The sequence below is a fragment of the Moorena sp. SIO3I8 genome, from assembly GCF_010692325.1.
GTDB lineage: Bacteria > Cyanobacteriota > Cyanobacteriia > Cyanobacteriales > Coleofasciculaceae > Moorena.
In genome coordinates this window covers 1-20,359 of sequence record NZ_JAAHHW010000120.1, presented here as the reverse complement: position 1 = coordinate 20,359, position 20,359 = coordinate 1, and the positions used below count along the sequence as shown (strand labels likewise).

20 protein-coding genes and 2 pseudogenes are annotated in these 20,359 nt (G+C 43.1%); 10 read left to right on the top strand and 12 right to left on the bottom strand.

What is annotated here, in order from left to right; all coding sequences use genetic code 11:
• Positions 1–217 (bottom strand): FAD-dependent oxidoreductase (locus tag F6K51_RS29500; protein WP_293026937.1); only part of this gene is annotated, 217 nt, incomplete at its 3' end.
• 263 nt (positions 218–480) lie between these two features.
• A complete protein-coding gene (gene psbQ / locus F6K51_RS29495; RefSeq protein ID WP_293026934.1) occupies positions 481–981 on the bottom strand; it encodes a photosystem II protein PsbQ in 501 nt (166 codons plus the stop codon).
• A gap of 925 nt (positions 982–1,906) precedes the next feature.
• Between psbQ and F6K51_RS29490 the strand changes: the two genes are divergently transcribed.
• Together F6K51_RS29490 and F6K51_RS29485 are read left to right on the top strand one after the other, a co-directional pair.
• Entirely contained in the window at positions 1,907–2,524 is a 618-nt protein-coding gene (locus F6K51_RS29490) for a hypothetical protein (RefSeq protein WP_293026931.1), read from the top strand.
• A gap of 170 nt (positions 2,525–2,694) precedes the next feature.
• The gene (locus F6K51_RS29485; protein ID WP_293026929.1) at positions 2,695–2,901 is read left to right on the top strand and encodes a DUF433 domain-containing protein; all 207 of its coding nucleotides are present in this window, start codon (positions 2,695–2,697) and stop codon (positions 2,899–2,901) included.
• Between the two features lie 21 nt (positions 2,902–2,922).
• Here the strand turns inward: F6K51_RS29485 and F6K51_RS29480 are convergent, their stop codons facing one another.
• Positions 2,923–3,768 carry an alpha/beta fold hydrolase gene (locus F6K51_RS29480; RefSeq protein ID WP_293026949.1) on the bottom strand — a complete coding sequence of 282 codons (846 nt, stop codon included), beginning with the start codon at positions 3,766–3,768 and terminating at the stop codon, positions 2,923–2,925.
• Between the two features lie 397 nt (positions 3,769–4,165).
• Here F6K51_RS29480 and F6K51_RS29475 point away from each other — a divergent pair, with 397 nt between their 5' ends.
• Complete coding sequence (locus F6K51_RS29475) at positions 4,166–4,582, top strand: hypothetical protein (RefSeq protein WP_293026927.1); 417 nt, start codon at positions 4,166–4,168, stop codon at positions 4,580–4,582.
• A 95-nt stretch (positions 4,583–4,677) separates the two neighbouring features.
• Here F6K51_RS29475 and cobJ read toward each other — a convergent pair whose 3' ends face one another.
• Entirely contained in the window at positions 4,678–6,603 is a 1,926-nt protein-coding gene (cobJ, locus tag F6K51_RS29470) for a precorrin-3B C(17)-methyltransferase (RefSeq protein ID WP_365940338.1), read from the bottom strand.
• 590 nt (positions 6,604–7,193) lie between these two features.
• Here cobJ and pheA point away from each other — a divergent pair.
• The gene (gene pheA / locus F6K51_RS29465) at positions 7,194–8,054 is read left to right on the top strand and encodes a prephenate dehydratase (RefSeq protein ID WP_293026923.1); all 861 of its coding nucleotides are present in this window, start codon (positions 7,194–7,196) and stop codon (positions 8,052–8,054) included.
• Positions 8,055–8,205: 151 nt separating this feature from the next.
• Here the strand turns inward: pheA and F6K51_RS29460 are convergent, their stop codons facing one another.
• Positions 8,206–8,847 carry an LON peptidase substrate-binding domain-containing protein gene (locus F6K51_RS29460; protein ID WP_293026920.1) on the bottom strand — a complete coding sequence of 214 codons (642 nt, stop codon included), beginning with the start codon at positions 8,845–8,847 and terminating at the stop codon, positions 8,206–8,208.
• A gap of 370 nt (positions 8,848–9,217) precedes the next feature.
• Between F6K51_RS29460 and F6K51_RS29455 the strand changes: the two genes are divergently transcribed.
• Entirely contained in the window at positions 9,218–9,520 is a 303-nt protein-coding gene (locus F6K51_RS29455; protein WP_293026917.1) for a XisI protein, read from the top strand.
• A 21-nt stretch (positions 9,521–9,541) separates the two neighbouring features.
• Here F6K51_RS29455 and F6K51_RS29450 read toward each other — a convergent pair.
• A pseudogene (locus tag F6K51_RS29450) lies at positions 9,542–10,358 on the bottom strand (IS5 family transposase).
• Positions 10,359–10,496: 138 nt separating this feature from the next.
• On the opposite strand from F6K51_RS29450, the gene F6K51_RS29445 reads away from it, so the two are divergent.
• From F6K51_RS29445 to F6K51_RS29435, 3 genes are all read left to right on the top strand, one after another.
• Positions 10,497–10,619 carry a hypothetical protein gene (locus F6K51_RS29445; protein WP_293026914.1) on the top strand — a complete coding sequence of 41 codons (123 nt, stop codon included), beginning with the start codon at positions 10,497–10,499 and terminating at the stop codon, positions 10,617–10,619.
• A gap of 1,218 nt (positions 10,620–11,837) precedes the next feature.
• Positions 11,838–12,611 carry a linear amide C-N hydrolase gene (locus F6K51_RS29440; RefSeq protein ID WP_293026911.1) on the top strand — a complete coding sequence of 258 codons (774 nt, stop codon included), beginning with the start codon at positions 11,838–11,840 and terminating at the stop codon, positions 12,609–12,611.
• A gap of 108 nt (positions 12,612–12,719) precedes the next feature.
• Positions 12,720–12,884: a hypothetical protein gene (locus tag F6K51_RS29435; protein WP_293026908.1), complete on the top strand. Its 165-nt coding sequence runs from the start codon at positions 12,720–12,722 to the stop codon at positions 12,882–12,884.
• 158 nt (positions 12,885–13,042) lie between these two features.
• On the opposite strand, the gene F6K51_RS29430 is transcribed toward F6K51_RS29435, so the two are convergent.
• Entirely contained in the window at positions 13,043–13,510 is a 468-nt protein-coding gene (locus F6K51_RS29430; protein WP_293026905.1) for a hypothetical protein, read from the bottom strand.
• Positions 13,511–13,727: 217 nt separating this feature from the next.
• On the opposite strand from F6K51_RS29430, the gene F6K51_RS29425 reads away from it, so the two are divergent.
• Positions 13,728–13,955 (top strand): hypothetical protein, encoded by a 228-nt coding sequence (locus F6K51_RS29425; protein ID WP_293026901.1) that lies wholly within the window; start codon positions 13,728–13,730, stop codon positions 13,953–13,955.
• 86 nt (positions 13,956–14,041) lie between these two features.
• Here F6K51_RS29425 and F6K51_RS38660 read toward each other — a convergent pair.
• Positions 14,042–15,685 (bottom strand): annotated as a pseudogene (locus F6K51_RS38660) (reverse transcriptase domain-containing protein).
• Between the two features lie 742 nt (positions 15,686–16,427).
• Here F6K51_RS38660 and F6K51_RS29410 point away from each other — a divergent pair.
• Positions 16,428–16,694 (top strand): hypothetical protein, encoded by a 267-nt coding sequence (locus F6K51_RS29410; protein WP_293026898.1) that lies wholly within the window; start codon positions 16,428–16,430, stop codon positions 16,692–16,694.
• 30 nt (positions 16,695–16,724) lie between these two features.
• On the opposite strand, the gene F6K51_RS29405 is transcribed toward F6K51_RS29410, so the two are convergent.
• From F6K51_RS29405 to F6K51_RS29390, 4 genes are all read right to left on the bottom strand, one after another.
• Positions 16,725–17,132 carry a DNA adenine methylase gene (locus F6K51_RS29405; RefSeq protein WP_293026896.1) on the bottom strand — a complete coding sequence of 136 codons (408 nt, stop codon included), beginning with the start codon at positions 17,130–17,132 and terminating at the stop codon, positions 16,725–16,727.
• A gap of 146 nt (positions 17,133–17,278) precedes the next feature.
• On the bottom strand, positions 17,279–17,719 hold the full coding sequence (locus F6K51_RS29400) for a hypothetical protein (RefSeq protein WP_293026893.1): 441 nt from the start codon (positions 17,717–17,719) through the stop codon (positions 17,279–17,281).
• A gap of 6 nt (positions 17,720–17,725) precedes the next feature.
• On the bottom strand, positions 17,726–19,129 hold the full coding sequence (locus F6K51_RS29395; RefSeq protein ID WP_293026890.1) for an AAA family ATPase: 1,404 nt from the start codon (positions 19,127–19,129) through the stop codon (positions 17,726–17,728).
• 201 nt (positions 19,130–19,330) lie between these two features.
• Entirely contained in the window at positions 19,331–20,224 is an 894-nt protein-coding gene (locus F6K51_RS29390) for a metal ABC transporter permease (protein WP_293026940.1), read from the bottom strand.
• Between the last annotated feature and the right edge of the window lie 135 nt (positions 20,225–20,359).

The following is a 20,359-nucleotide window of genomic DNA, read 5'->3' as shown; positions in this document are numbered from 1 at the left end:
TCTGATAGCGCTGGATACTGGCTTGGCGCAGCTGCCACGCCCTACCCTTGACTTTCTTACTAATGGCACCCATCAGTACCCCTAAAGCAGCACCAGTAGAGCCTTGTGCTGGCATATGCTGGTCGAGGACAGTGATACTTAGCCCATTTACCCGACTAAGTTCATATGCGATCGCTGCTCCAACGATACCGCATCCAATAATAGCGACTTTACTCACAATTTTATGAAGTTTAAAGTTTAAAGTTTGAAGTGTGAAGTGTGAAGTATGAAGTGTGAAGTGTTAGTTCAGAAGTGTTAATTATGAATTATGCTTATGGATAAGGTTTTTATTCCACCTTTACACTTCACACTTTACCCTTTACCCTTTACACTTTACCCTTTACACTTTACACTTCACACTTTACACTTCACACTTCACACTTTACACTTCACACTTCACACTTCACACTTCATACTTCACACTTCATACTTCATAACTTTCTAACTAGTGGGAATTAATTCCAAAAAGTCATCAAAGTTTTTCAAAGCTGCTTCGTAGTTTTTGAGTGCCAGCTGGGAGTTGCGCTCTACAGAAGCTTCGTCAATTTTAACCAAAGATTTCAACAATACTTCAGCCGCTTCCTTGGCTGCTTTCTGGTCTTTAGGAAGGAGTTGGCCAGCCAGATAGTTACTGCTGCGCCCTAGATCTCCTAACGGACCATGGATAAATGAACTAATATCTACCCAGTTTTCGTCTTGAATGTTGGCTTCGAGAACTGGCATTTTCTCGCGAAGCTCAAGCACTCTAGTAGCACTTGTCTGGATTTGGGCAATTTTTTCAGGGGTGTAGGTAGGAGCCTTGGTGGCACTTGGGCTACCACAGCTGACCAAAAAGGTCATCACCATTGCCAGAATCACAGTCAGAATAGACCGATAACTTCTCATCATCATTGTTTGTTCGCTAGCCAACCGATCGGGAAAACTATTTAAGGTTCTTGACACTCCCCGCCCGCTTATGAGCGGGGATTCTTAGTTCTACGACACGCCTTAAAATTAGTTATCCCTCAAAGGCAGTACTTAAGCCAAATAGCCGTTTAAAAACGCGCATATCGAGCCTAATTTAACTAAACGAGCGTGGGCTTATCTCCCTAAGCGTTGGGTCTCCCCCGTTCCCGTGTGCCCCACGGTACGTTTAGTTTTAAAAGGTTATTTTACTGGGGTTTCGGTATCTGTTAAGATCCATGCGTTTTGGCGAGGTTTTTCGCTCCTCGTGTACTAGTATCGCTTTACGTCGTTGTTTTAAATTGGCAGTACCGACGAATCCTGCCTGTACTAGGCTACATGTTTATTCTATCACACTTTACTTAAAAGCCGTCCTAGAATAACGGGGCTTTAAACCAAAAATTTTTGGTCAAGTACTATAACCCAATATTGCTCCCATCAAACGCAAAGTTTAATACCCAATATGGTAGCTTGACCACTGATTGTGTCGAAGTTTACCTACCCAAGCACTACTTTCAGCAAGATCTTGGTTGGTGAAATACTAATCAAATCACGATCTGCTTAGGTAGACGCTGCTGAAAGCTGTTTGCCTTTCTCAAGCTTGTAGATGAGCTGTACAGATATAATATTAAAAAGTTTCTATAGCAAAGGGAACAACGGATCACCGGAACAGCGGATCACCGGAACAGCGGATCACCGGAGTAGGGAATATTGCATCAAAAATTATCACAATTGATTTAGGATTGCTATAACTATAGCTTTTACCAAGCTATCATAAAAGCAAATCTGATTTATTATAGTAAATAATCCTTGGATATCTTTTTTACTATTCCCATATCCGCTGTTCCCTACTCCCTACTCCCTACTCCCTACTCCCTAATCTAAGGGCCTAAGTACCTTACCGAATTGAGAACTGCTATATATCATGGCATTTACAGATTTTAAATCTGCTGACGAAGTACAGAAGGCATATCGAATCAACTATACCGAAGAAGACTTTCTTCCCATTTCTTCTGTCTCGCCACCAGAGCAATTTATTCAAGATTACGAGTTTAGCAGGCAAAACTTTGATATTTTCTCATCCGAGGCTGCCCGCTGTGAAAACGTTATCTACCCGATTTTACGTGAAGCATGTAAAAAGTTTGTTGAACAATATTCAATCTGGAGCCATAAATCGATTTATGCAGATAGTATTTTAACGGGAACACCAGATTATATTTTTGGTAAACGTTCAGAACTGGGTAAAAACGTAATAGAGTATCCGCTGATTTTGATTGTAGAGGCAAAACAAAACGATTTCATGAAAGGTTGGGGGCAATGTTTGGCAGAATTAGTAGCTGCACAAAAGTTAAATAAAACTGAGAGTCTGGTGGTATATGGAATAGTTACTGATGCTGAGTTGTGGCAGTTTGGAAAGCTGGATGGAAAACATTTTACCAAGAATTATTCTAGGGTAACTATTAATGACTTAAGTGAGGTATTTGGTTCGGTTTGCTCTGTTGTGGAGTTAGCTGCGAAGTCATCTACGGTGCGCCCCTCCTAGGGCGAGTAAATCGCCCTAGGGTCGCACCGCTAGGAGTAGGTTAATGGGAGCAGGGAGGTTTGCAGCAGGGAGTAGCGATGCAGCACTATAGTTGTTAATGCTTTTTTCCGTTGCAGCCCAGTATTAGTATGCTATAGAATGAGACTAATAAGACCGAACCTATTGGCAAAATGAGCGATCGCAATATTATTACCATCGAAGCGGATAAGCGAGGTGGTAAACCTTTTATTCGACAGATGCGCATAACAGTTGATGACGTTTTAGGCTGGCTAGCAGCTGGTATGTCTCACGCCGAAATTGTCGATGACTTTCCAGAATTGACCGAAACAGACATTAAAGCTTGCCTAGAATTTGCTGCTGATCGCAACATCCTTTAATTGCCACCAATACTGACTAATTCAAGCTTTGCGTCTTAGAAACGGCACCAGGATTTCACTAATTTCCCTCGACCAATGCTCCTGAGGGTAATGTCCAGCTTCCTCCAGCTTCACTAATTCCTTATTCTTAAGCTGATTAGCAAATTGCTCAGCTTGCTCAACCGGAAGCCAAGGGTCTTTGAGTCCCCAAACAATTAAGGTTGGCTTGTCCCAGTTGCGGAAACCTGATTCAATTTCTGCCATACACTTGTTCATCTGGATATTCTTGATAGTCGCTACCAGAGAACGTCCAGGATCGGAACTTTTCAGAAAGGGCTTGCGATAGAGATCTAAATAGTTGTCTTCAATGCGATAGCGCGACCCCCCTTCCAGAGTTCGGTCAACTAACAAGGGGTCTTGGGTTAACATATCCCCGATGAATGGCCATCCCCATTGCTGCATTTTGCTGGGTAACTTGGCAGCCGAGGAGACAGGTGTATTTAGAATCACTAGACGCTCAATCTGGTCTGAGTGACGCAAGGCATATTGAAGTCCCACGGAGGCGAGAAACCCTTGAACAACTAACGAAAACCTTTCGATTTCCAGGTGTTTAAGGAAATCGCCTAAGGCTTCAATGAAAGCATCTGGTGTGTAGGGAAAGTCAAGCCGGTCCGGTTTTGCGGATAATCCAGAACCGAGCCAATCTGGTGCGATCGCATCGTAGCCTACTTTAGCTAAATCTGGCATGATCTCACACCAGCAAAAACTCTGGGATGGTAAGCCATGAAGAAGTATTACTGGCACTCCTCTACTATCCCCAACTGGTTTAGCTTCCCGATAGAACCATTCCCAAGACCCGACTTCTATAGATTGTTCACTGATTGACACGGTTGTTTTGCCTTTACGCTGTTGCTTGTCGTGTGGCAATCCTGATCGACTTGTGAACAATACTTCCATTGAAAATAGTTCGTCAGTCCTGAGTGCTGAGTTTTGAGTAAGAACTGTGATTGTTCACTTTTCAGCTCGGATTGCTATATGAGCTTACCGCTGAGTGGGAACTTAGGCAAGTGAGGAGGATGATTTATCAAAAGCGGAACGGAAGTAGCGGACTTGGGTATCTTATCGGAAATGCTGCCATGTCAGAAGACCTGGTTCTGGTATTGATTAAATATTTAACTTATACTACAAAAGTATAAATTTTTATAAATAATTGGGTAGATTTGTATTAGGTTGTAATAAAAAGATACAAATTACGTTACTAGCAGTTAACCATAGGAGATTAGGCGTGAACGCAGCTGAACAAGCAATCGGCTTAGAAGTCACCACCAAAATTGCGGCTGTTGTGAATTTGTTTAAGTCTGAATTCCCTGATGCCAAGGCTGACCTCAAGCCTTGGACAAATGACCCGGAAACCCGAGAACTCGTGGATCCTAACTCCATTGACATTGGCTTTCACTTCCCTGGCTGGAGTAGACGCTTCCAAAGTCGAAGTATTTTGTTACAGATTCGGTTTCATAAAGACCAGTTAGATCAATCTCATCGGCTGATTGGTTTGGAAGCGACCGCCTTTAACCATCAAGGAGAAGCTTGGCGACTCTCCACAGTGGAGCGTTGGCAAATTATCGGTAGTTGTCAGCCATCAGCTGAAGTGGGGGAGAAGCTAAAACATTTCTGTCGTCAGGTGTTTGAGTTGTTTCTCTGATTTAACTTGCCAAATCTGCTTTCAACCAAATAACCTTAAACCTTCAACCAAATAACCTTGGCCTTTGGCCACGCTACGCGAACAACCTTAAACCTTCAACCTTCAATCCGATATCCCCTTGGTGTAATCATCCAATCCTGATGAATATCAGTGCTTTGATTACCAATCAGCACCATAGTCAGCATATCAATGGGTATTTCTAGCATTTTGTCAAGAGTTGTGAGAGTGATTTTTTCATCCTCTCGATAGGCGGAAACCACAATGGCTACAGGGGTATCAGGTTTACGATGCTTGAGAAATATCCGTTGTGCGATCGCAATCTGTTCAGTACGATTACGCGATCGCGGATTGTACAACGCAGTCACAAAATCTGCTGCGGCTGAGGCTTCTAGACGCTTTTCGATTACTGGCCAAGGGGTCAATAGGTCACTCAAACTAATGGCACAAAAATCATGCATCAGGGGTGCTCCCACACGAGAGGCAGCAGCTTGTAAGGCTGTAATACCAGGAAATACTTGCACCTGGGGTGTCTTACCATCCCAGCCCCTAGAGCGCAATTCTTCTAGGACTAACCCAGCCATACCATAGATACCGCAGTCACCAGAAGAAACCACTGCTACCGTTAATCCCCACTCAGCCAGTTCAATGGCACGTTTTGCTCGTTGGCTTTCTTGGGTAATCGGTAATGCTTCGATAATTTGTCCTGGACGTCGCAAGCTTGTAATTAAATTGATATAGAGGGAGTAACCAATAACAGCATCAGCGCTGGATATAGCCGTTTTAGCTGCTGGGGTTATTTGGTCAAGATTTCCCGGACCGATACCCACTAGCAACAGTTTCCCCAAACGTCCAGTGTATTCTACTGGGGATTGAGCAATCGCTACAGTTACGGCTCCTACTTGATTCGCTGATTTGACTATTTGTTTGGGAACTAATAAGGGTTGTTCGGGAAGCATGGGCTTTTGGCCAACGTTCGCGAACAACTTGCTAACTTTCAACTCTTGAGCGCTATACAGAGCTGCTGCTTCGGCAACGCTGGGAGTACCAACTTCTGCCGCCACCACATCCGATGGGTTGGGTACAGTTACGGAACGGAGTACCTCAGCTGGGAAAGTGCGTAAGGGCCAATGGCGCTCTTGGCACAATTGGACTATACCGACTTCATCGGCTTTCAGGTCAATAGTCGCAATTCCTGCGATCGCATTTTCTGATAAACCATAACCCTCACAGGTCTGCCGAATCGCCATTTCAATCAACTGCTTCGATGTCCCTCGCTCACAACCAATTCCCAACCACAGTACCCGTGGATACCACTGCACGTTTGCTAAATCCGATTCTGGGGAAAATTGCTGTTGGGTGGCACTAATCCAAATCCTGGCTTTGGGTGAGATCGACTCGGATTCAGTTGTAGCGCGATTGTCTGGAAATCCGAAATAGAAAGGATGTCCATCTCTAAGATGAGCTTGCCAAAGAGTGGAACCAGCCTCTTGAATTACCTGTACTATTTCCCCACGGGCAACCACAGCACTTACTCTAGTCCAATCCCCTTCTCCCCGATACCAGCCAAAGGGAATACCTAAGACATCAACTCCAGGTAGACCTAAATCTGCTGCTGCTCCCGTTAAAATAGGCGTTGAGTCCAGTTGGGAAGCAATTAACCGTGTCAGTTGATCTGCTCCCCCTTGATGACCACTACACAAACTAATTACAAAACCTCCCCCTTGATCAACTACCACCACCGCTGGATCACTGGATTTATCCGTTAACAAAGGAGCAATTAAGCGCACCACTGCTCCCGCTGCCAAACAAAACACCAAGGCACGGTGGTTTGGCCAGAGGGAGGCAATGTGGTCTTTGAGGGAACCCTTGTAGACAGCAACCTGTTCTAGGGTGCTCAGAGAATTCGGTACCCAAAGGGTTGCACCAGTAGTTTGACACAGGGGTTGCAGTATTTGAGCCCCAGTAGGAGTGGTAGCGATCGCAGCTAGGGGTTGGAAATTTTCAAAAACCGATGCCATCATGAAAGAAATAGACCTTACCTAGGGCACACTTAAGATACCCAGCTTTACTCTTAAAATAGACTATTTGCGCTTGCTGTTTATCGGTTCCTCGATTCCCAAACAAGCCTAAAAATACCCAGGCTAATAACAACTGATATAATGACGAACTTGGGCTATTTTTTTCAATATTTTACAGTTTACTTCTTGAGCAATACAAAGCACATAAAAATCTGATCTAATTCTAATTTATTATTGATTATTTTATTACAATTAAACTCCCATAACCTAGATAGCATTTCCAACTATATCATCAAATCCAATCCTGATTTATGATCACACCAAAAAATTATCATAGCGACTGCATCAAGACAAGGATTACAGTTTTTGATATTACCAAAAATTACTATTATATAGTTGATTAACTCTTGCCTCTTGCCTCTTGCCTCTTGCCTTCCCCTCCTGGGAGGGGTTAGGGGTGGGTTCCTCTTGCCTCTTGCCTCTTGCCTCTTGCCTTCCCCTCCTGGGAGGGGTTAGGGGTGGGTTCCTCTTGCCTCTTGCCTCTTGCCCTTCCCTAAACGATTCTGTTCACAACTCAAATTATATTGTCTATTATGTCAGTTTCTATTGCCTATCTCGGACCACCAGGAACCTATACAGAAGCCGCTGCCACAGCTTATGCTGAGCGACTCCAGAAACAACAGGCTCAGCAATCCCTGTTGTGTCCTTATCCCAGCATTGCCCAAACCTTACAATCAGTAGCTAACCAACAAGCTGATCTAGCAGTGGTACCTGTAGAGAATTCCATTGAAGGCAGTGTCGCCATGACACTAGATCGGCTTTGGCAACTAGATCAGCTCCAAATCCAACAGGCTCTGGTTTTGCCAATCAGACATTGTCTGATGTCACGGGCATCAACCATAGCAGAAATTAAAACGGTTTATTCCCATCCCCAAGCCCTGGCTCAGTGTCAGCGGTGGTTAGAGCAGTTTCTGCCATCAGTGCAACTGGTACCTACCAACTCCACTACTGAAGCGCTACAGTTTTTGGACAAAGATCACAAAGCAGGAGCGATCGCATCTGAACGAGCAGCAAAGCTTTATACTCTACCAGTACTGGCATCTAACATTAATGACTATCCCGATAATTTCACCCGGTTTTGGGTGCTGAGTTTAAAGCCATCTCCTGGAGGTAGTCATACCTCCTTAGCATTTAGTCCTCCTGCTAATATACCTGGATCATTGTCTAAACCACTCCAGGTGTTTGCCCGTCGAGGCATTAATTTAAGTCGGATTGAGTCTCGTCCCACCAAGCGATTACTTGGTGAGTACATATTCTTTATTGAACTCGAATCAGATCTCTATGCACCATTATTTAAAGCTGCTCTTGAGGAAATAATTCCTGATCAGGAAATCCTCAAGATTTTTGGCAGCTACACCCTCATAAATGTTGATAATTTGACTTTCAACAGTTAACCGTCAACCGTGAACAAAACTGTTATAGCAGTTACTAATTGGGTGAGGTACTTTCGTTCTGGGTTAATGGAAGTAGGGAGTCGGGAGTCGGGAGTCGGGAGTCGAGAGCAGCGGATCTGGCAAAAAATCCTGTGTACCTCATAGATAAAGCTTAAGTCAATGCATCTTTGAGTACAGTGCGTGCTGCTAAGTGATTGCGAGTTGAAGTGAGAATTTCTGTTTCCCGTTCTAGACGTTGTGCGGTGTCCAGGGTCTCTAAAAGTGCCTGTTGTTCTAAGGCTACACCGTACAGATTGCTAGCAACCCAGTAAGACAACTCAATCGGTAGATCGGGCAGGTCTTCTGGTAGCTCAATTTTCTGGTTGGTCAACTTCGCGGAAAGACGCACAACATCCCGCAATAACTGTGCCACCTCTTTTGCCTTTGGTCTGAGGTCTTCAGCGGGTGGCTGGTCTTCAATCCATTCCACTAGTCCAACCCGATAGGGCTTTTCACGAACGTACTCTAAGACCCGAAACCGCTGCTGACCTAACGTTACTATTTTCATCCGGTCATCGGGAAGACGCTGAAAGTGAATAATTTCAGCGCAACAGCCAACTGTAGCTGGTTCCTGTTTTACAGGATCCCACATTAAGACACCAAATCTGCGATCGCTCTCCAAAATCGTGTTCATCATGATTCGGTAGCGAAATTCAAAAATGTGTAACGGCAGAGGGCGTCCAGGAAATAAAACGACTTCAGGTAGGGGAAATATGGGGAGTTCTCTGACAGCAATCGAGGATGAGGATACCATTGTGCCTGGGTTAAAAAGGTAACTTCGCTTATTTACATACTGTAACGGATTTTGTGTTTGACACTCCAAGGCATAATTCGTCCTGTAGTCTTTTGTAGTGACATAGCTACACTCACGAGGGTAGGGGAGTGTAGGCTTGAGCTTGTGAGCAATAGCAGTGATATAGCGCTACGCGCAAGTCAGAAGTTAAAAGTCAGAAGTCAAAAGTAAGCTAGGATTAGGTTTCGGAGTTTAGAAATGTCAAACATATTAATGCCTAGTGCTATAACTTCCAACTCTTACAGCGGATCTTTACGCTAAAGCATGCTGGTATACAACAGTATCAGGTCTTGATAATTGTGTATGATTCAGCCAAAGAGGTGATTGTTGAATGGAGAAAGTAGCTCAATACCGTGAGTACGTTCAGAGATTACTGAACGACTACGCCAAGGATGATGTTTCTAATGATGAGGTGGAAGTACAACTAATTTTTGACACTGTTCGGGATCATTACCAGTGGATGAATGTGGGTTGGGAAGATTGTAATCGGATTTACCGTTCTATAGTGCATTTAGATATCAAAGACGGAAAAATTTGGCTCCAGCAAAATCTCACAGATCTCAATCCTGCTGAGGAGTTAGTTGAAATGGGCGTTCCAAGAGAGGATATTGTCTTGGGTTTACAGGCTCCTTAGAGCTGATTTATAAACAAAAGCTTAAGAAGCCAACCGACGAGTCATTAAACGAATCAGAGAGCCGTAAATCATCGCTTCGCTGATGGTGGTGTACAATTCATAATATGCAGCTCAAACGCCGAAATCGATTGAGCCAGCCAAATGTCCGTTCTACGATCCATCGTTTCGGTAAAGTTTCAAATTCCTTTGATGTTCGCTCAATTACCTCCACCCGCACCTGGTCCCCACAGACTTGTTGCACGGCATGAGCAAAATTCTCACCGCAATACCCTTGATCGACCCAAATTACTTTTAACTCTCTGAGTTGGTCTTTGACTTCATGCAAAACGACGATCGCACCTAAACGTTCTGACCCATTGGCTTCACTGACTAACATCCCAATCACCAAACCCTGAGAATCTACGACTATATGGCGTTTACGGCCCTTAACTTTTTGGCCACCGTCATAGCCATACACCGCCCCCTTTTTTCTGTGGTTTTCACAGATTGGGAATCGGCGATCGCCACAGTTGAGTCTTTCTCTCGTCCGATTTGCTGTCGCAGTTGATCGCGCAATTGGTCATGCATTCTTTGCCAAATCCCCTTGCGTTGCCATTTTCGGAAATAGCTATACACTGTTTGATAGGGCGGAAAGTCATGGGGCAGCATTTCCCACGCTTCTTCCACTACGTTGCACATAGAAAATGGCATTGATAATCTCCCGCAGGTCTACCCTCCTGGGATGTCCAAATCCCTTCGGCTCCGGTATTAGCGATCGCAACACTTCCCATTCTCTATCACTCATGTCACTTCGATAGGATTGGCGCTGGGGGTTGGCGATCTCAGGTAAACGACTCATAAAGACAGGGTTTAACTCATCTCATCATCTAGATTACAGGCCACTCAGTCTGTCTTTGAGTCGGCTTTAGATTCTCTTTACAAATCAACTCTTACAAGCGGCAGTACACTGACTATGGTGTAGCTTGAAATAGTAGCGGTGTCAGGATTCAGCGATCAGCGATCAGCGATCAGCGATCAGCTATCAGCTATAGCGCTACGCGAACGCTACTTGAGGTGCTATCAGCTTATGCGTCACACTACGGGAATGGCTGACGGCTGACGACTGACAGCTTAATGCTTACCAAAAAAATTGGGTTTAAAGCCCCGTCCTTATAGGACGGCTTTCTTTAGGTATGCCTTGACAGTTTTCGTCTAGCACGTTAAAATAAATAAACGCATAATTAAAAAAACAATTAGTGCTTTAGACAAACAGAATCTTAAAATAAGTAGACAATGTAAAAAACATGTTTTGAGATAATCATGTTGCATAATCAAATCTAGCGATTTGGAAGTCTATGAAAATCAAGATCAAAAAACATTGTTTGTCTAAATTTATTAAATAATTTAGGTACGGTGGGGCACACCGAAACCTGGGTCATAGACCAAGTACGCTTGTGGAGAGGAGACCTCTATTTTTTCTGGCTCCGGCCTGGTTAAACAAGTCACCTCGTAGAAGCAAGAATCCCCGTCCTTCCAGGGCGGGGAGTGTCAAGCTCTAATTAACCTATCTGCCAGATCTTCCCTGGCGCTATCGATAGACTCCTTTTCCGACTTACCGCCTTTTTTCCCCGCTTTACGGATTGGCGACCAGTGGCTACGGTAGCCGTAATCCTGTCACCCCAGCACTAGGAGAGAGGGACAAAAACACTACAAACTACCCTCAATGCTATTCATTAGTCAGCAATAGGAGTCCTTGAAATCCTTTTATAAGTCATTTAAACTCATTTATGATTAACGAATTCCCCTACCCTTACCCTAGCGAACGACTAGGAGAAACGATTGGTTTTTCCCCAAAGCTAGTCTCCCGCTGCTGCCCTCAAAGCCGTTAAGCATCCCAGGTCGTAGGTATCGTTTCTCCCAGGGAGTAAGAGCAGGGCGATCGCCTATTATAATTACAATCCCTCCGAGTCGTCAAGGTCAGAGTTACTGATGATGGTAGCGCTTGGTCGTGAGTCCAAATCCTTTGAGTTGCCAGGTTCTCAAAGGTAGGTTGGGATCGTGGCGCGATCACTAGTGGCGAGGTCTAGAGAAATTTGGAAGGATTATGATACATTCCTTACTGGTGCAATCTACATGCATAAACACAGGAGGAATAAGTTATGCACTTCATTGTGCGAACTTTCAAAGCATTATTTATCTGTGGGTTAATCATAAATCTGGTTTTTTTGAGTGATGCTCAAGCATGTTCACGGGTCCTTCATGCGTCTTATACAGAAGACGTCACACCGACCTATGCTGTCACTGGCCGCAATATGGATTGGTATGAAGACATTAAAGGATGTTTCCGGCTGGAATGGAGCGAGATGGGGTAGTAGGGAAGAATTCTGTTGAGTGGAAGTCAAAATATGGAAGTGTGATCGCTGCTGGCTTCGATATCGGTACTGCTGACGGGTTGAATGAAAAAGGCTTGATGGCAAATTTGCTGTATCTTAGCGAAGCAGATTTCGGCGAGCGTGACACCTCCCGTGAGGGAATATCATACTCAGCATATACTCAGTATATTTTGGACAATTTTGCAACGGTTCAGGAAGCCGTAAGTGCATTGGAGAACGATGAGTTACAAGTCGTTCCCTCACCGCTTCCTAGCGACAGCGGTATCAGCCGTCCCCCTACATTCCATTTTTCTATTTCAGATGCACTGGGTGACTCGGCTATCTTTGAACACCTCGAAGGCAAGCTGGTGATTCACCATGGAAAGGAATTTGCGGTGATGACCAACTCTCCTATCTACGATGAGCAAATAGGACTCAATGGTTATTGGGAATCAGTAGGTGGCGATGCTATGCTACCTGGAACAAGCCGAGCAGCTGACAGGTATGTACGAGCGAGCTATTACCTAAAGAATCTACCTACTCCTCAGTCCGACAGACAAGCACTGGCTAATGTAATGTCGGTCATGCGCAATGTATCAGTTCCATTCAGAGTAACTGATCCAGAACAACCCAATCTTTCGAATACCATTTGGCGAACAACAGCAGATAACCTCCGCAAAGTTTATTATAGCAGTCGCCAGGGCAGGCGCGGACATGACAAAAGTCTCAAACCTAAGTAAGCGCAAGAGTTTGACTTCTGACTTCTGACTTCTGACTTCTGACTTCTGCTATACTTTGAATCAACTTTATCCCCCAATGTTATTTGGGTCGAGCTGACAGAAGATGACTTGAAAGAAGGAGCACCAGTCAAGAAGTTGGAACTCTCAGGAAACTATGATCTAGTCGGTAATGTTACTGGTGATTTTATTGAAGCAGAGGCATTCAAGTTTACTGGCCCCTGCGATGAGGGAATTCCAGTTGAAGACCTTCCAAGTTTCTGCCCTGTCCGGTAAGCTCAGTAGTCCCATCCTAGGCTAGGTTGAGGTATGAAACCCAGCTACCACAAGCCTTGGCGTGCCTAATTAACCTTCCCGAAGGAGTCGCCCCAGACTATCGGCTATCCTTCGGGAAGGCTACGCCAACATCCTTTGGGTAAGCCTTCACATAATGACTACCCTAAAAACCAAGAAAAATTTCGGCCAATCAACAATTCTGTATTCTCAGCATGATGAGTGTTTTTCATAGCAATAGGTTGTATAGCAAATTTATAGCGACTTGCTATATTCCTTGTTTCTTCTGTATTGTCATAGCTCATCAAAAAATTGCCTTCCAATTGGCTAGCAAGTTGAAATACAGCTTCATGATCAACTGTTGAATATCGATAGAGCCTGCGCCCAGCTTTTAGATAAGGTGGATCAATGAAATAAATAGCATCGTTGCGGTGATAATTTTGCTCACAAACCTCAACTCCATCCCCGGCAATAAATTTAATTTTTGTCTTGATTTTATCAATAGAAAGTATACGCTTTTTCAGGGTTTCGGGATACCAGCGTGAGGTAATTCCTTTACCATTTTCCCCATTTTTCATAAAGCTAGCACCATCAGCCAGAATTCCACCACGATTAACGCGATTTTTCACTATTGTTGCGAAAGCCAGAGATTCAAGGGATTCATTAGCAGAATCAATAGCTTGCTTAGCACTCTGTGGAGTTAAATTAAAGTTGACAATAGTTTCCGCTAGCCATTCGGCACCGCCACCTAAAATGACCTGCCATACAGCTGCAGTTGAGGGGGTTTTTTGGTCTTGCTCGATACCATAAATTTGGTATGATCAAAACACTCGATCTTTCTAGTGTATGAGTGGCATCGATCGTGAGATTTTTCTGGATTCTAGACACATTGCCAAGCATCTACCTGGCACACCACAAGTACAGCGGTTACTCAGGCGAGGCCGATCGGCTCATGTTTTTAACAATCAAGCCACAATGGAAAGAGTTGCTCAAGCCATCATAGAGACAGGAGAGTTTACCGGAGTCATACGAGGATATGAGCGTTACGGTTTGTTCTTCGCTGATTCAAGTTAGAGTCGATGCCTGGTATTACCCAGGGCACCTCTCCTTTCGGCTAAGGCCGACGCTGCGCGAACAGAACTGGGCGTGAGACTTTCACCTCACCCAGCTCCTAGATATTCTCTCATGCACGGAGTGCTCCAGTGTAATTGTTGGTGGCAGCTTTGATGTACTGCTAGTAGGTTCTTTTTAGACCAGTTGTCGTGGTTTCCATCGACGTGATGAAGGTGTACAGACTCATCTTCCATGAACCTCAACCCACAATAACCACAGGAATGGTTTTGCCTTTTCAATGCATCGGAGGTAGCATCTGAATATAACCTTGAGTTCCGGTTACTCCAGTAGACTAGGTCACCGTCGTAGGGTGACTTAGTCCCCAAAACGTTCACGTGTTGGTTCTGTTTGTAACCTACTTTTGGGAATGCCTTTTTACATAGTTCAGTTGCTTTATACCGGTCTACTTTCTTTTCCTTTCGGAATTTCCGGTGGGCGGTTTTATTCATGAACCATAAAGTATCCCGAGCGCTGCTCATATCACAGCTGCTGTGGTAGTTACGCCATCCACGGACGATGGGGGCTAGTTTCTTGGTTTTTACTTCGGCACCATAATTCGAGTTGTTGACTACGGCTTTAATCTTCTGGCGGATTGCTCTGTGATTATCCTCTGAGGGAGTACATGAGAACTTTCCATCCTTTCTGACGCGGAATTTCCACCCCAGGAGACGAAACCTTAGAATAAAGAAGCCTTAATTAATAATTTTTAACCCTTTTTTGCATAGTCTGTCGCCTGTAAAGGCTTCTTTATTCTTACGGTAACTTCATAGGAAGTTAAATCCGTCTGTCGCTTTAGTTAACTTGGTCTTTTCTTCACTAATTTCCATTCCTCTTTCAGCCAAGAATTCCTTGACTTTTTGGAGGATTTTCTCTGCATCATCTTTTGGTTTAAGGATGAATACCATGTCATCGGCGTACCGAAGGCTGGTATGAATGTCCTCTATGCCATTTAGTGCTATGTTCGCCAATAAGGGACTGACCACACCGCCTTGGGGTGTTCCTTGCTCTGGGAATTCCGGATTGATGCCTGCTTTTAAGCACCTGAAAATCCCCTGTTTTAGGCACGCAGGAGCTAGCAATCTATCCATGATTGAGCTGTGTGCGATGCGGTCAAAGCATTTCTTGATGTCTAGTTCTATGATTCTCTTAACCATGTTGGAGCCGTTTTTACTGGCCTTTAGATGGTTGAACAGTCGTTTTTGCACATCTTGTGCGCTTCGTCCCGTTCGGAATCCGTAACTATCTGCGCTGAAGGTGGCCTCATGGGCTGGTTCCAGCGCAAATTTTACTAGACATTGCCATGCTCGGTCTGCTATGGTTGGTATCTTCAACATCCTTACTTTCCCATTCTTTTTAGGGATAGGGATTTCACGAAGTCGGCTATGTTTCCAGTCTGAAGCATAGTCGCTCAATGTTTCTACCAGTTCCATGCGCTCTTGGTAATTGAGGGAGGACTTTCCATCAATTCCAGCCGTTTTCTTCCCTTTATTTAATTGTGTGACTTGACGAACTGCTAAAAGCTGTGCTGCACGAGATTTCAGAATTAGTTTCTGTAGTGACCTAGCTTTCTTAAGGTCTCCAGCTCGAACTGCTTTATATAGTCGTTTTTGTAGGCGGAATAAGTTTTGGCGGAGTTTCTTCCACTGTTGACTTTTCCAAAGTTCACTAGCCGATTGGCTGTGTCTAACCATGCTCTTCTCCAACTCCTATATTTCTGAATACCCGTGGGCAGTTATTCGCCCACATCCTACCCGACAGTGAGGATTAAGAGTGACATCTCTTACCGTAGATTCGACCGGTCTACAGACTCATTATTGCTGTCGTTTTTACTTGTTCCATCCACTAGATTGTTATGGTGATTTAGGGCAGTCCGGAGATGAAACCTTAGAATAGTGGAGCCTTACTACAAAATTTTTAACCCTTTTACCCATAGCCGACTAACTATAAAGGCTCCACTATTCTTGCGGTAACTTCTAACCATTTTGCCTATTCCCTTCTCGGAGATTACGGCTATCAACCAAAGAACGCCGTGAGAATAATCGGGAATTAAATCTCGCATGTATTAATCAGATTGCGGTTTTTCTGTTAGACACTTTTTCAGGACTTTTGCTACTGTTACCCATGTCACCTCCCCATTACCACCAGTGTCGCCCATCTGATTGACGTCTGATTGCGGCCTGCTGCCAGCTTCACTCTGCTAGGATGTCACCTGCTCGGTGTGGCCAGGTAGGGAGTCACTTCACTCCTGAAGGGGCGGGTTTTCACCGCCATCTTATGTGGATAGTTATAACCTTTGGGATGTTATCCCGCGAGTTACCTGAGTCATAATCTACTCTATGAGTAGTTCCTACTCAGAACAAGCCGCACTTGGTTACAGAATCAGCCCCGATGGTAGCCCAAGCACTCCCTTGTTTTATGGAGAGGTGAAAATTGATGGAAAAAACCAATACCATGTTATTCCCCGTACTCGACCCAGCCAATAGTGAGTGGGATTTCGCTGAAGTTTGGATTGACCCCATGCTATCCCCTCCCTACATCCTGCTGTTACTGGGTAATTCATCAGGTAGTTGTCGTGTGTACGATCCTGCTGAGAATTACAAGGTTGTGTTTACTGGAGCAACCTATGATGAAACCCAAACTTGGCTGTTGGAAGATGAATACGAGCCAATCGAAGGGCGACTTTTAGCATCGGAGTTATAAAGATTTCTGGTCATTCCACATTCGTGGGTTTCACGATTTGACCTTGGATTGTAAGCCGCTCGTCAAGCTCTCAATAGCTTGCTTAGCACTCTGTGGAGTTAAATTAAAGTTGACAATAGTTTCCGCTAGCCATTCGGCACCACCACCTAAAATGACCTGCCACACAGCAGCAACCCCTTCATCTTTTTCTACCATTGTCACTCTACCTACTAAATTCTCGAAAGCAGCAGTAAGACTGACTATACCTCCACCAGCAAAAGGTTCAAAAAGTTCCTTATCTGTACCACCTTTATTATACAACCATTGGCGAATTTGGGGTATTAGCCAAGTTTTACCACCAGCATAGCGAAATGGGCTACGTTGGGGGACACTAGCTACATTTATGACTTTTTTAGGACTGGTGAGAGAGGCAGTATTAAATAGCTCAAGTTGAGTCATTGTCACCTTTCTTCAGACTTCCCTATAAAATAGACACAGCTCTAACAGTTACGCTCAAAATCAGGAGACTGAAGTAGCATACAGTGACTTTACTCTCAAGAAAGTCAAGAAGAAGAAACCTAACCATAGGCTTACGTACTTTTTTCCTAGATGGTGACCTGACTTAAATCATAAGTATATGGAGTTTTCTCAACTATTAAAGTAGCATTATATTTCTTATTAAACTTACTTTTTATAATTTGTATATTCGTTCTTCCTTTGGGTAGGCCAAAGCGAGTAAAAACTACAAAGCACCGCTTGTCGATTTTTTGTGGGTTATCTGAAAGTAAATTAATCGTCGATTCTATCTGCTTAACTGCATGGGGAATATCACGTCCTTTCAACTCTACATAAATTTCTACTTCCTCATTAGGAACAAGGGCATAATCACAGCGCAGAGTTTCATTATCTCGGATAGCGCAGCCATCAACTTTAATTTTTAATATTTTATCTCGATTGGGATTTTCAAAAGTTATTTTACTTTTCTTTTCCTTTAATACGATTTCATTGTCATCTTTAAATTCCTCACAGCCTGGGCAAGATTTCATAAATAGTCAAGCTAAGTCCAGAAGTTCATCAAATTCAATCGCTAGCTCATCAGAAACACCGTCAATAAGATTGGCATTGATCAGACCTGTCTCTTTGTCGTCTAAAATATTTTCAGCCTTGCCATTTTCTAGGACATAGGCTGATAAATCCAAGGTACTCAGGGCTTTATACCTAGGAACGATTTCTTCTAATTTAGGTAAGACATCCTGGCTAGATTCTTTATAGAGCATACCAGCTTGAAGAAGATTATTGATTGAAGTTAAGATGTAAGGACTATGGGTGGTGATAAAGAATTGAAGTTTTTGTTTTTGCGGATCAGAATTAAAAACACAGGCGATTAACTCAACCATTTTTCGTTGTGCGCTTGGAAATAGATGAGCTTCTGGTTCCTCAATATAAACAGTTTGTCCAGCAGAATCCTCATCAACTAAAAAAGGTAATGCTGACAGTATAATCGTCAGGGGAAATGTTTCTTGCTGACCAGAAGAAGAGTTAGCAATACTAATCCGTCTTCCATCTGCCATTCTCAGAAAATCTTCGCCTTTTTCCTGTATATGTTCTCCACATAAAATTTTCTTGATCAGGCTATCGATTTCATCGTTTATCTCTTTTTTGTTTATATCTTCAGTTTCTTTGATGATTCTAGCATTCAAAGCTTTTATACTTTCATAAGTGGAACCAAACTTTATCATAAAGGTATCGATAACACTCTTATTAGAAATCAAAGAAAATATACTACTTTGGAGATTATAAAAGAAAGAGCGACCAGCAGGAATAAAAAGCTGGGTATAAGCTGCCTCATCCCATAATGAACTACTCAAAAATTCTATTAACTGTTCTCTTAAAAATGACTGTTTTATTATAGTTTCATTACTTTCTGGATTTTCTTTTACTCTTGTTAATAATATTTCAATTTGCTCTAATAAAGAAGTTAGATCATCAGATTTTTTGTTATTTTCTTCTGTCAGTTTAATTTTATAGTCTATCAGACTATTGATTAAATATCGTTGTTTATCGAATTTCTTTAGTTTTTCTAATAGCTCTTCTTTTAAATTTTTAAAAAACTCTGAATAATTAATATTGATTTTATTGGTATTTTCTTTATTTCTAGTAATTTCAATAAAACCTTCAGAAATTTCATACTTAATATAAAAATTATTCTCTCCCCATGAATCTGGAGGAAAGTAATCTTGAAAAGTTTGAGAGTAGCTTAAATCTATGTCAGGCTTAGTTTGTTCGTTTTCTACTGTATCTAAAATTTTCCAAACAAAGTTTTTAAAGTAAAAAAGAAGTTTAGCACATACACTTTTGCCACTAGCTTGAGGTCCAATCACGATATTGATTCGTTTAACCTCAATCTCTAGTTCCTCGATACCAGCAAAATTTTTAACTGTAAGTTTTTCAACCATGACCAGAGATTAGAGTAAGCTGAGCTGTAGTGTATGGGTGTTGCTAGCCCTTACACTACACTAGTCTTGAGTTATTTAATTATAGTTTACCATGTTGAACATGCTATTACCATGTTCAATATGCTGATAGCTGATAGCTGATAGCTGATAGCTGATAGCTGATAGCTGATAGCTGATAGCTGATAGCTGATAGCTGATAGCTTACCCTCGATTCAATCTCAATAACTCTTTCAGCAAAGTCAATAACTTAGCCGGGCGACCTGCTATCGCTGGCTCCGTGAGAATACCTTGCCTTGGGCTAAACAAAAATGCTAGGAAAAATAAGCCAAAGATTACCATTACAATAGCGGGACCTGATGGCCAATTAAAATAATAGCTTATATACATCCCACTGACACTGGAAATAATTCCAATCATTGAGCCTAAACCCATCATGTGATGTAATTCTTTGACTAATAAATAAGCCGTAGTCGCGGGTCCGATTAACAGAGAAATAACCAGCAACACCCCTACCGTCTGCATACTGGCGACAATGGTGAGAGTAATCGCCAAGATTAACCCGAAATAAATTGCTTTTACCGGTAAACCGCTAGCTTGGGCTCCCAAAGGATCAAAAGTATAGAATAATAGCTCTTTATAGAACAACTTTGTTAATAGTAAAATTACTGCTGTAATCACCAGGGTTTGCCAGACATCGGCTGGTCTCACCCCTAATATGTCACCAAAAAGAATATCTTCTAAGTCAAGTTGGTTAGTTTTCAGCACCGTAATTAGGATGACTCCTAAGCCTAAAAAACTGCTGAAAGTCAACGCCATTGCTGCATCCACTTTGACTCGCGTACGCTGAGGAATCACCGCGACAACTAAAGCGCTAAGGACACCTGCAATCAAGGCACCAATAGAGATATTTATTCCTAAAAAAAATGCGATTGAGAGACCAGGTAAAACCGCATGGGCAATCACACTACTAATCAGGCTCATTTGTTGTACAATTAAGTAGCTGCCTACCACTGCGCCTAATATCCCCAACAGCACAGCCGTTGCGATCGCATTCCGCATAAATTCAAAACCTAGGGGCTCAATCAGCCAATTCATACTAAATAAAAGGGAGTAGGGAGTAGGGAGTAGGGAGTAGGGAGTAGGGAGTCGGGAGTAGGGAGTAGGGAGTCGGGAATAGGGAGTAGGGAGTAGGGAGTAGGGAGTCGGGAAATTCCGATAAAAAATTCTCAC

Excerpts from the sequence above, each read along its gene's own strand:
- F6K51_RS29490 (WP_293026931.1), top strand. The coding sequence starts at position 1,907 with ATGGCATTTACAGATTTTAAATCTGCTGACGAAGTACAGAAGGCATAT.
- F6K51_RS29485 (WP_293026929.1), top strand. The coding sequence starts at position 2,695 with ATGAGCGATCGCAATATTATTACCATCGAAGCGGATAAGCGAGGTGGT.
- cobJ (WP_365940338.1), bottom strand. The coding sequence starts at position 6,603 with ATGATGGCATCGGTTTTTGAAAATTTCCAACCCCTAGCTGCGATCGCT.
- pheA (WP_293026923.1), top strand. The coding sequence starts at position 7,194 with ATGTCAGTTTCTATTGCCTATCTCGGACCACCAGGAACCTATACAGAA.
- F6K51_RS29460 (WP_293026920.1), bottom strand. The coding sequence starts at position 8,847 with ATGGTATCCTCATCCTCGATTGCTGTCAGAGAACTCCCCATATTTCCC.
- F6K51_RS29455 (WP_293026917.1), top strand. The coding sequence starts at position 9,218 with ATGGAGAAAGTAGCTCAATACCGTGAGTACGTTCAGAGATTACTGAAC.
- F6K51_RS29440 (WP_293026911.1), top strand. The coding sequence starts at position 11,838 with ATGTTTCCGGCTGGAATGGAGCGAGATGGGGTAGTAGGGAAGAATTCT.
- F6K51_RS29425 (WP_293026901.1), top strand. The coding sequence starts at position 13,728 with ATGAGTGGCATCGATCGTGAGATTTTTCTGGATTCTAGACACATTGCC.
- F6K51_RS29410 (WP_293026898.1), top strand. The coding sequence starts at position 16,428 with ATGGAAAAAACCAATACCATGTTATTCCCCGTACTCGACCCAGCCAAT.
- F6K51_RS29405 (WP_293026896.1), bottom strand. The coding sequence starts at position 17,132 with ATGACTCAACTTGAGCTATTTAATACTGCCTCTCTCACCAGTCCTAAA.
- F6K51_RS29400 (WP_293026893.1), bottom strand. The coding sequence starts at position 17,719 with ATGAAATCTTGCCCAGGCTGTGAGGAATTTAAAGATGACAATGAAATC.
- F6K51_RS29395 (WP_293026890.1), bottom strand. The coding sequence starts at position 19,129 with ATGGTTGAAAAACTTACAGTTAAAAATTTTGCTGGTATCGAGGAACTA.
- F6K51_RS29390 (WP_293026940.1), bottom strand. The coding sequence starts at position 20,224 with ATGAATTGGCTGATTGAGCCCCTAGGTTTTGAATTTATGCGGAATGCG.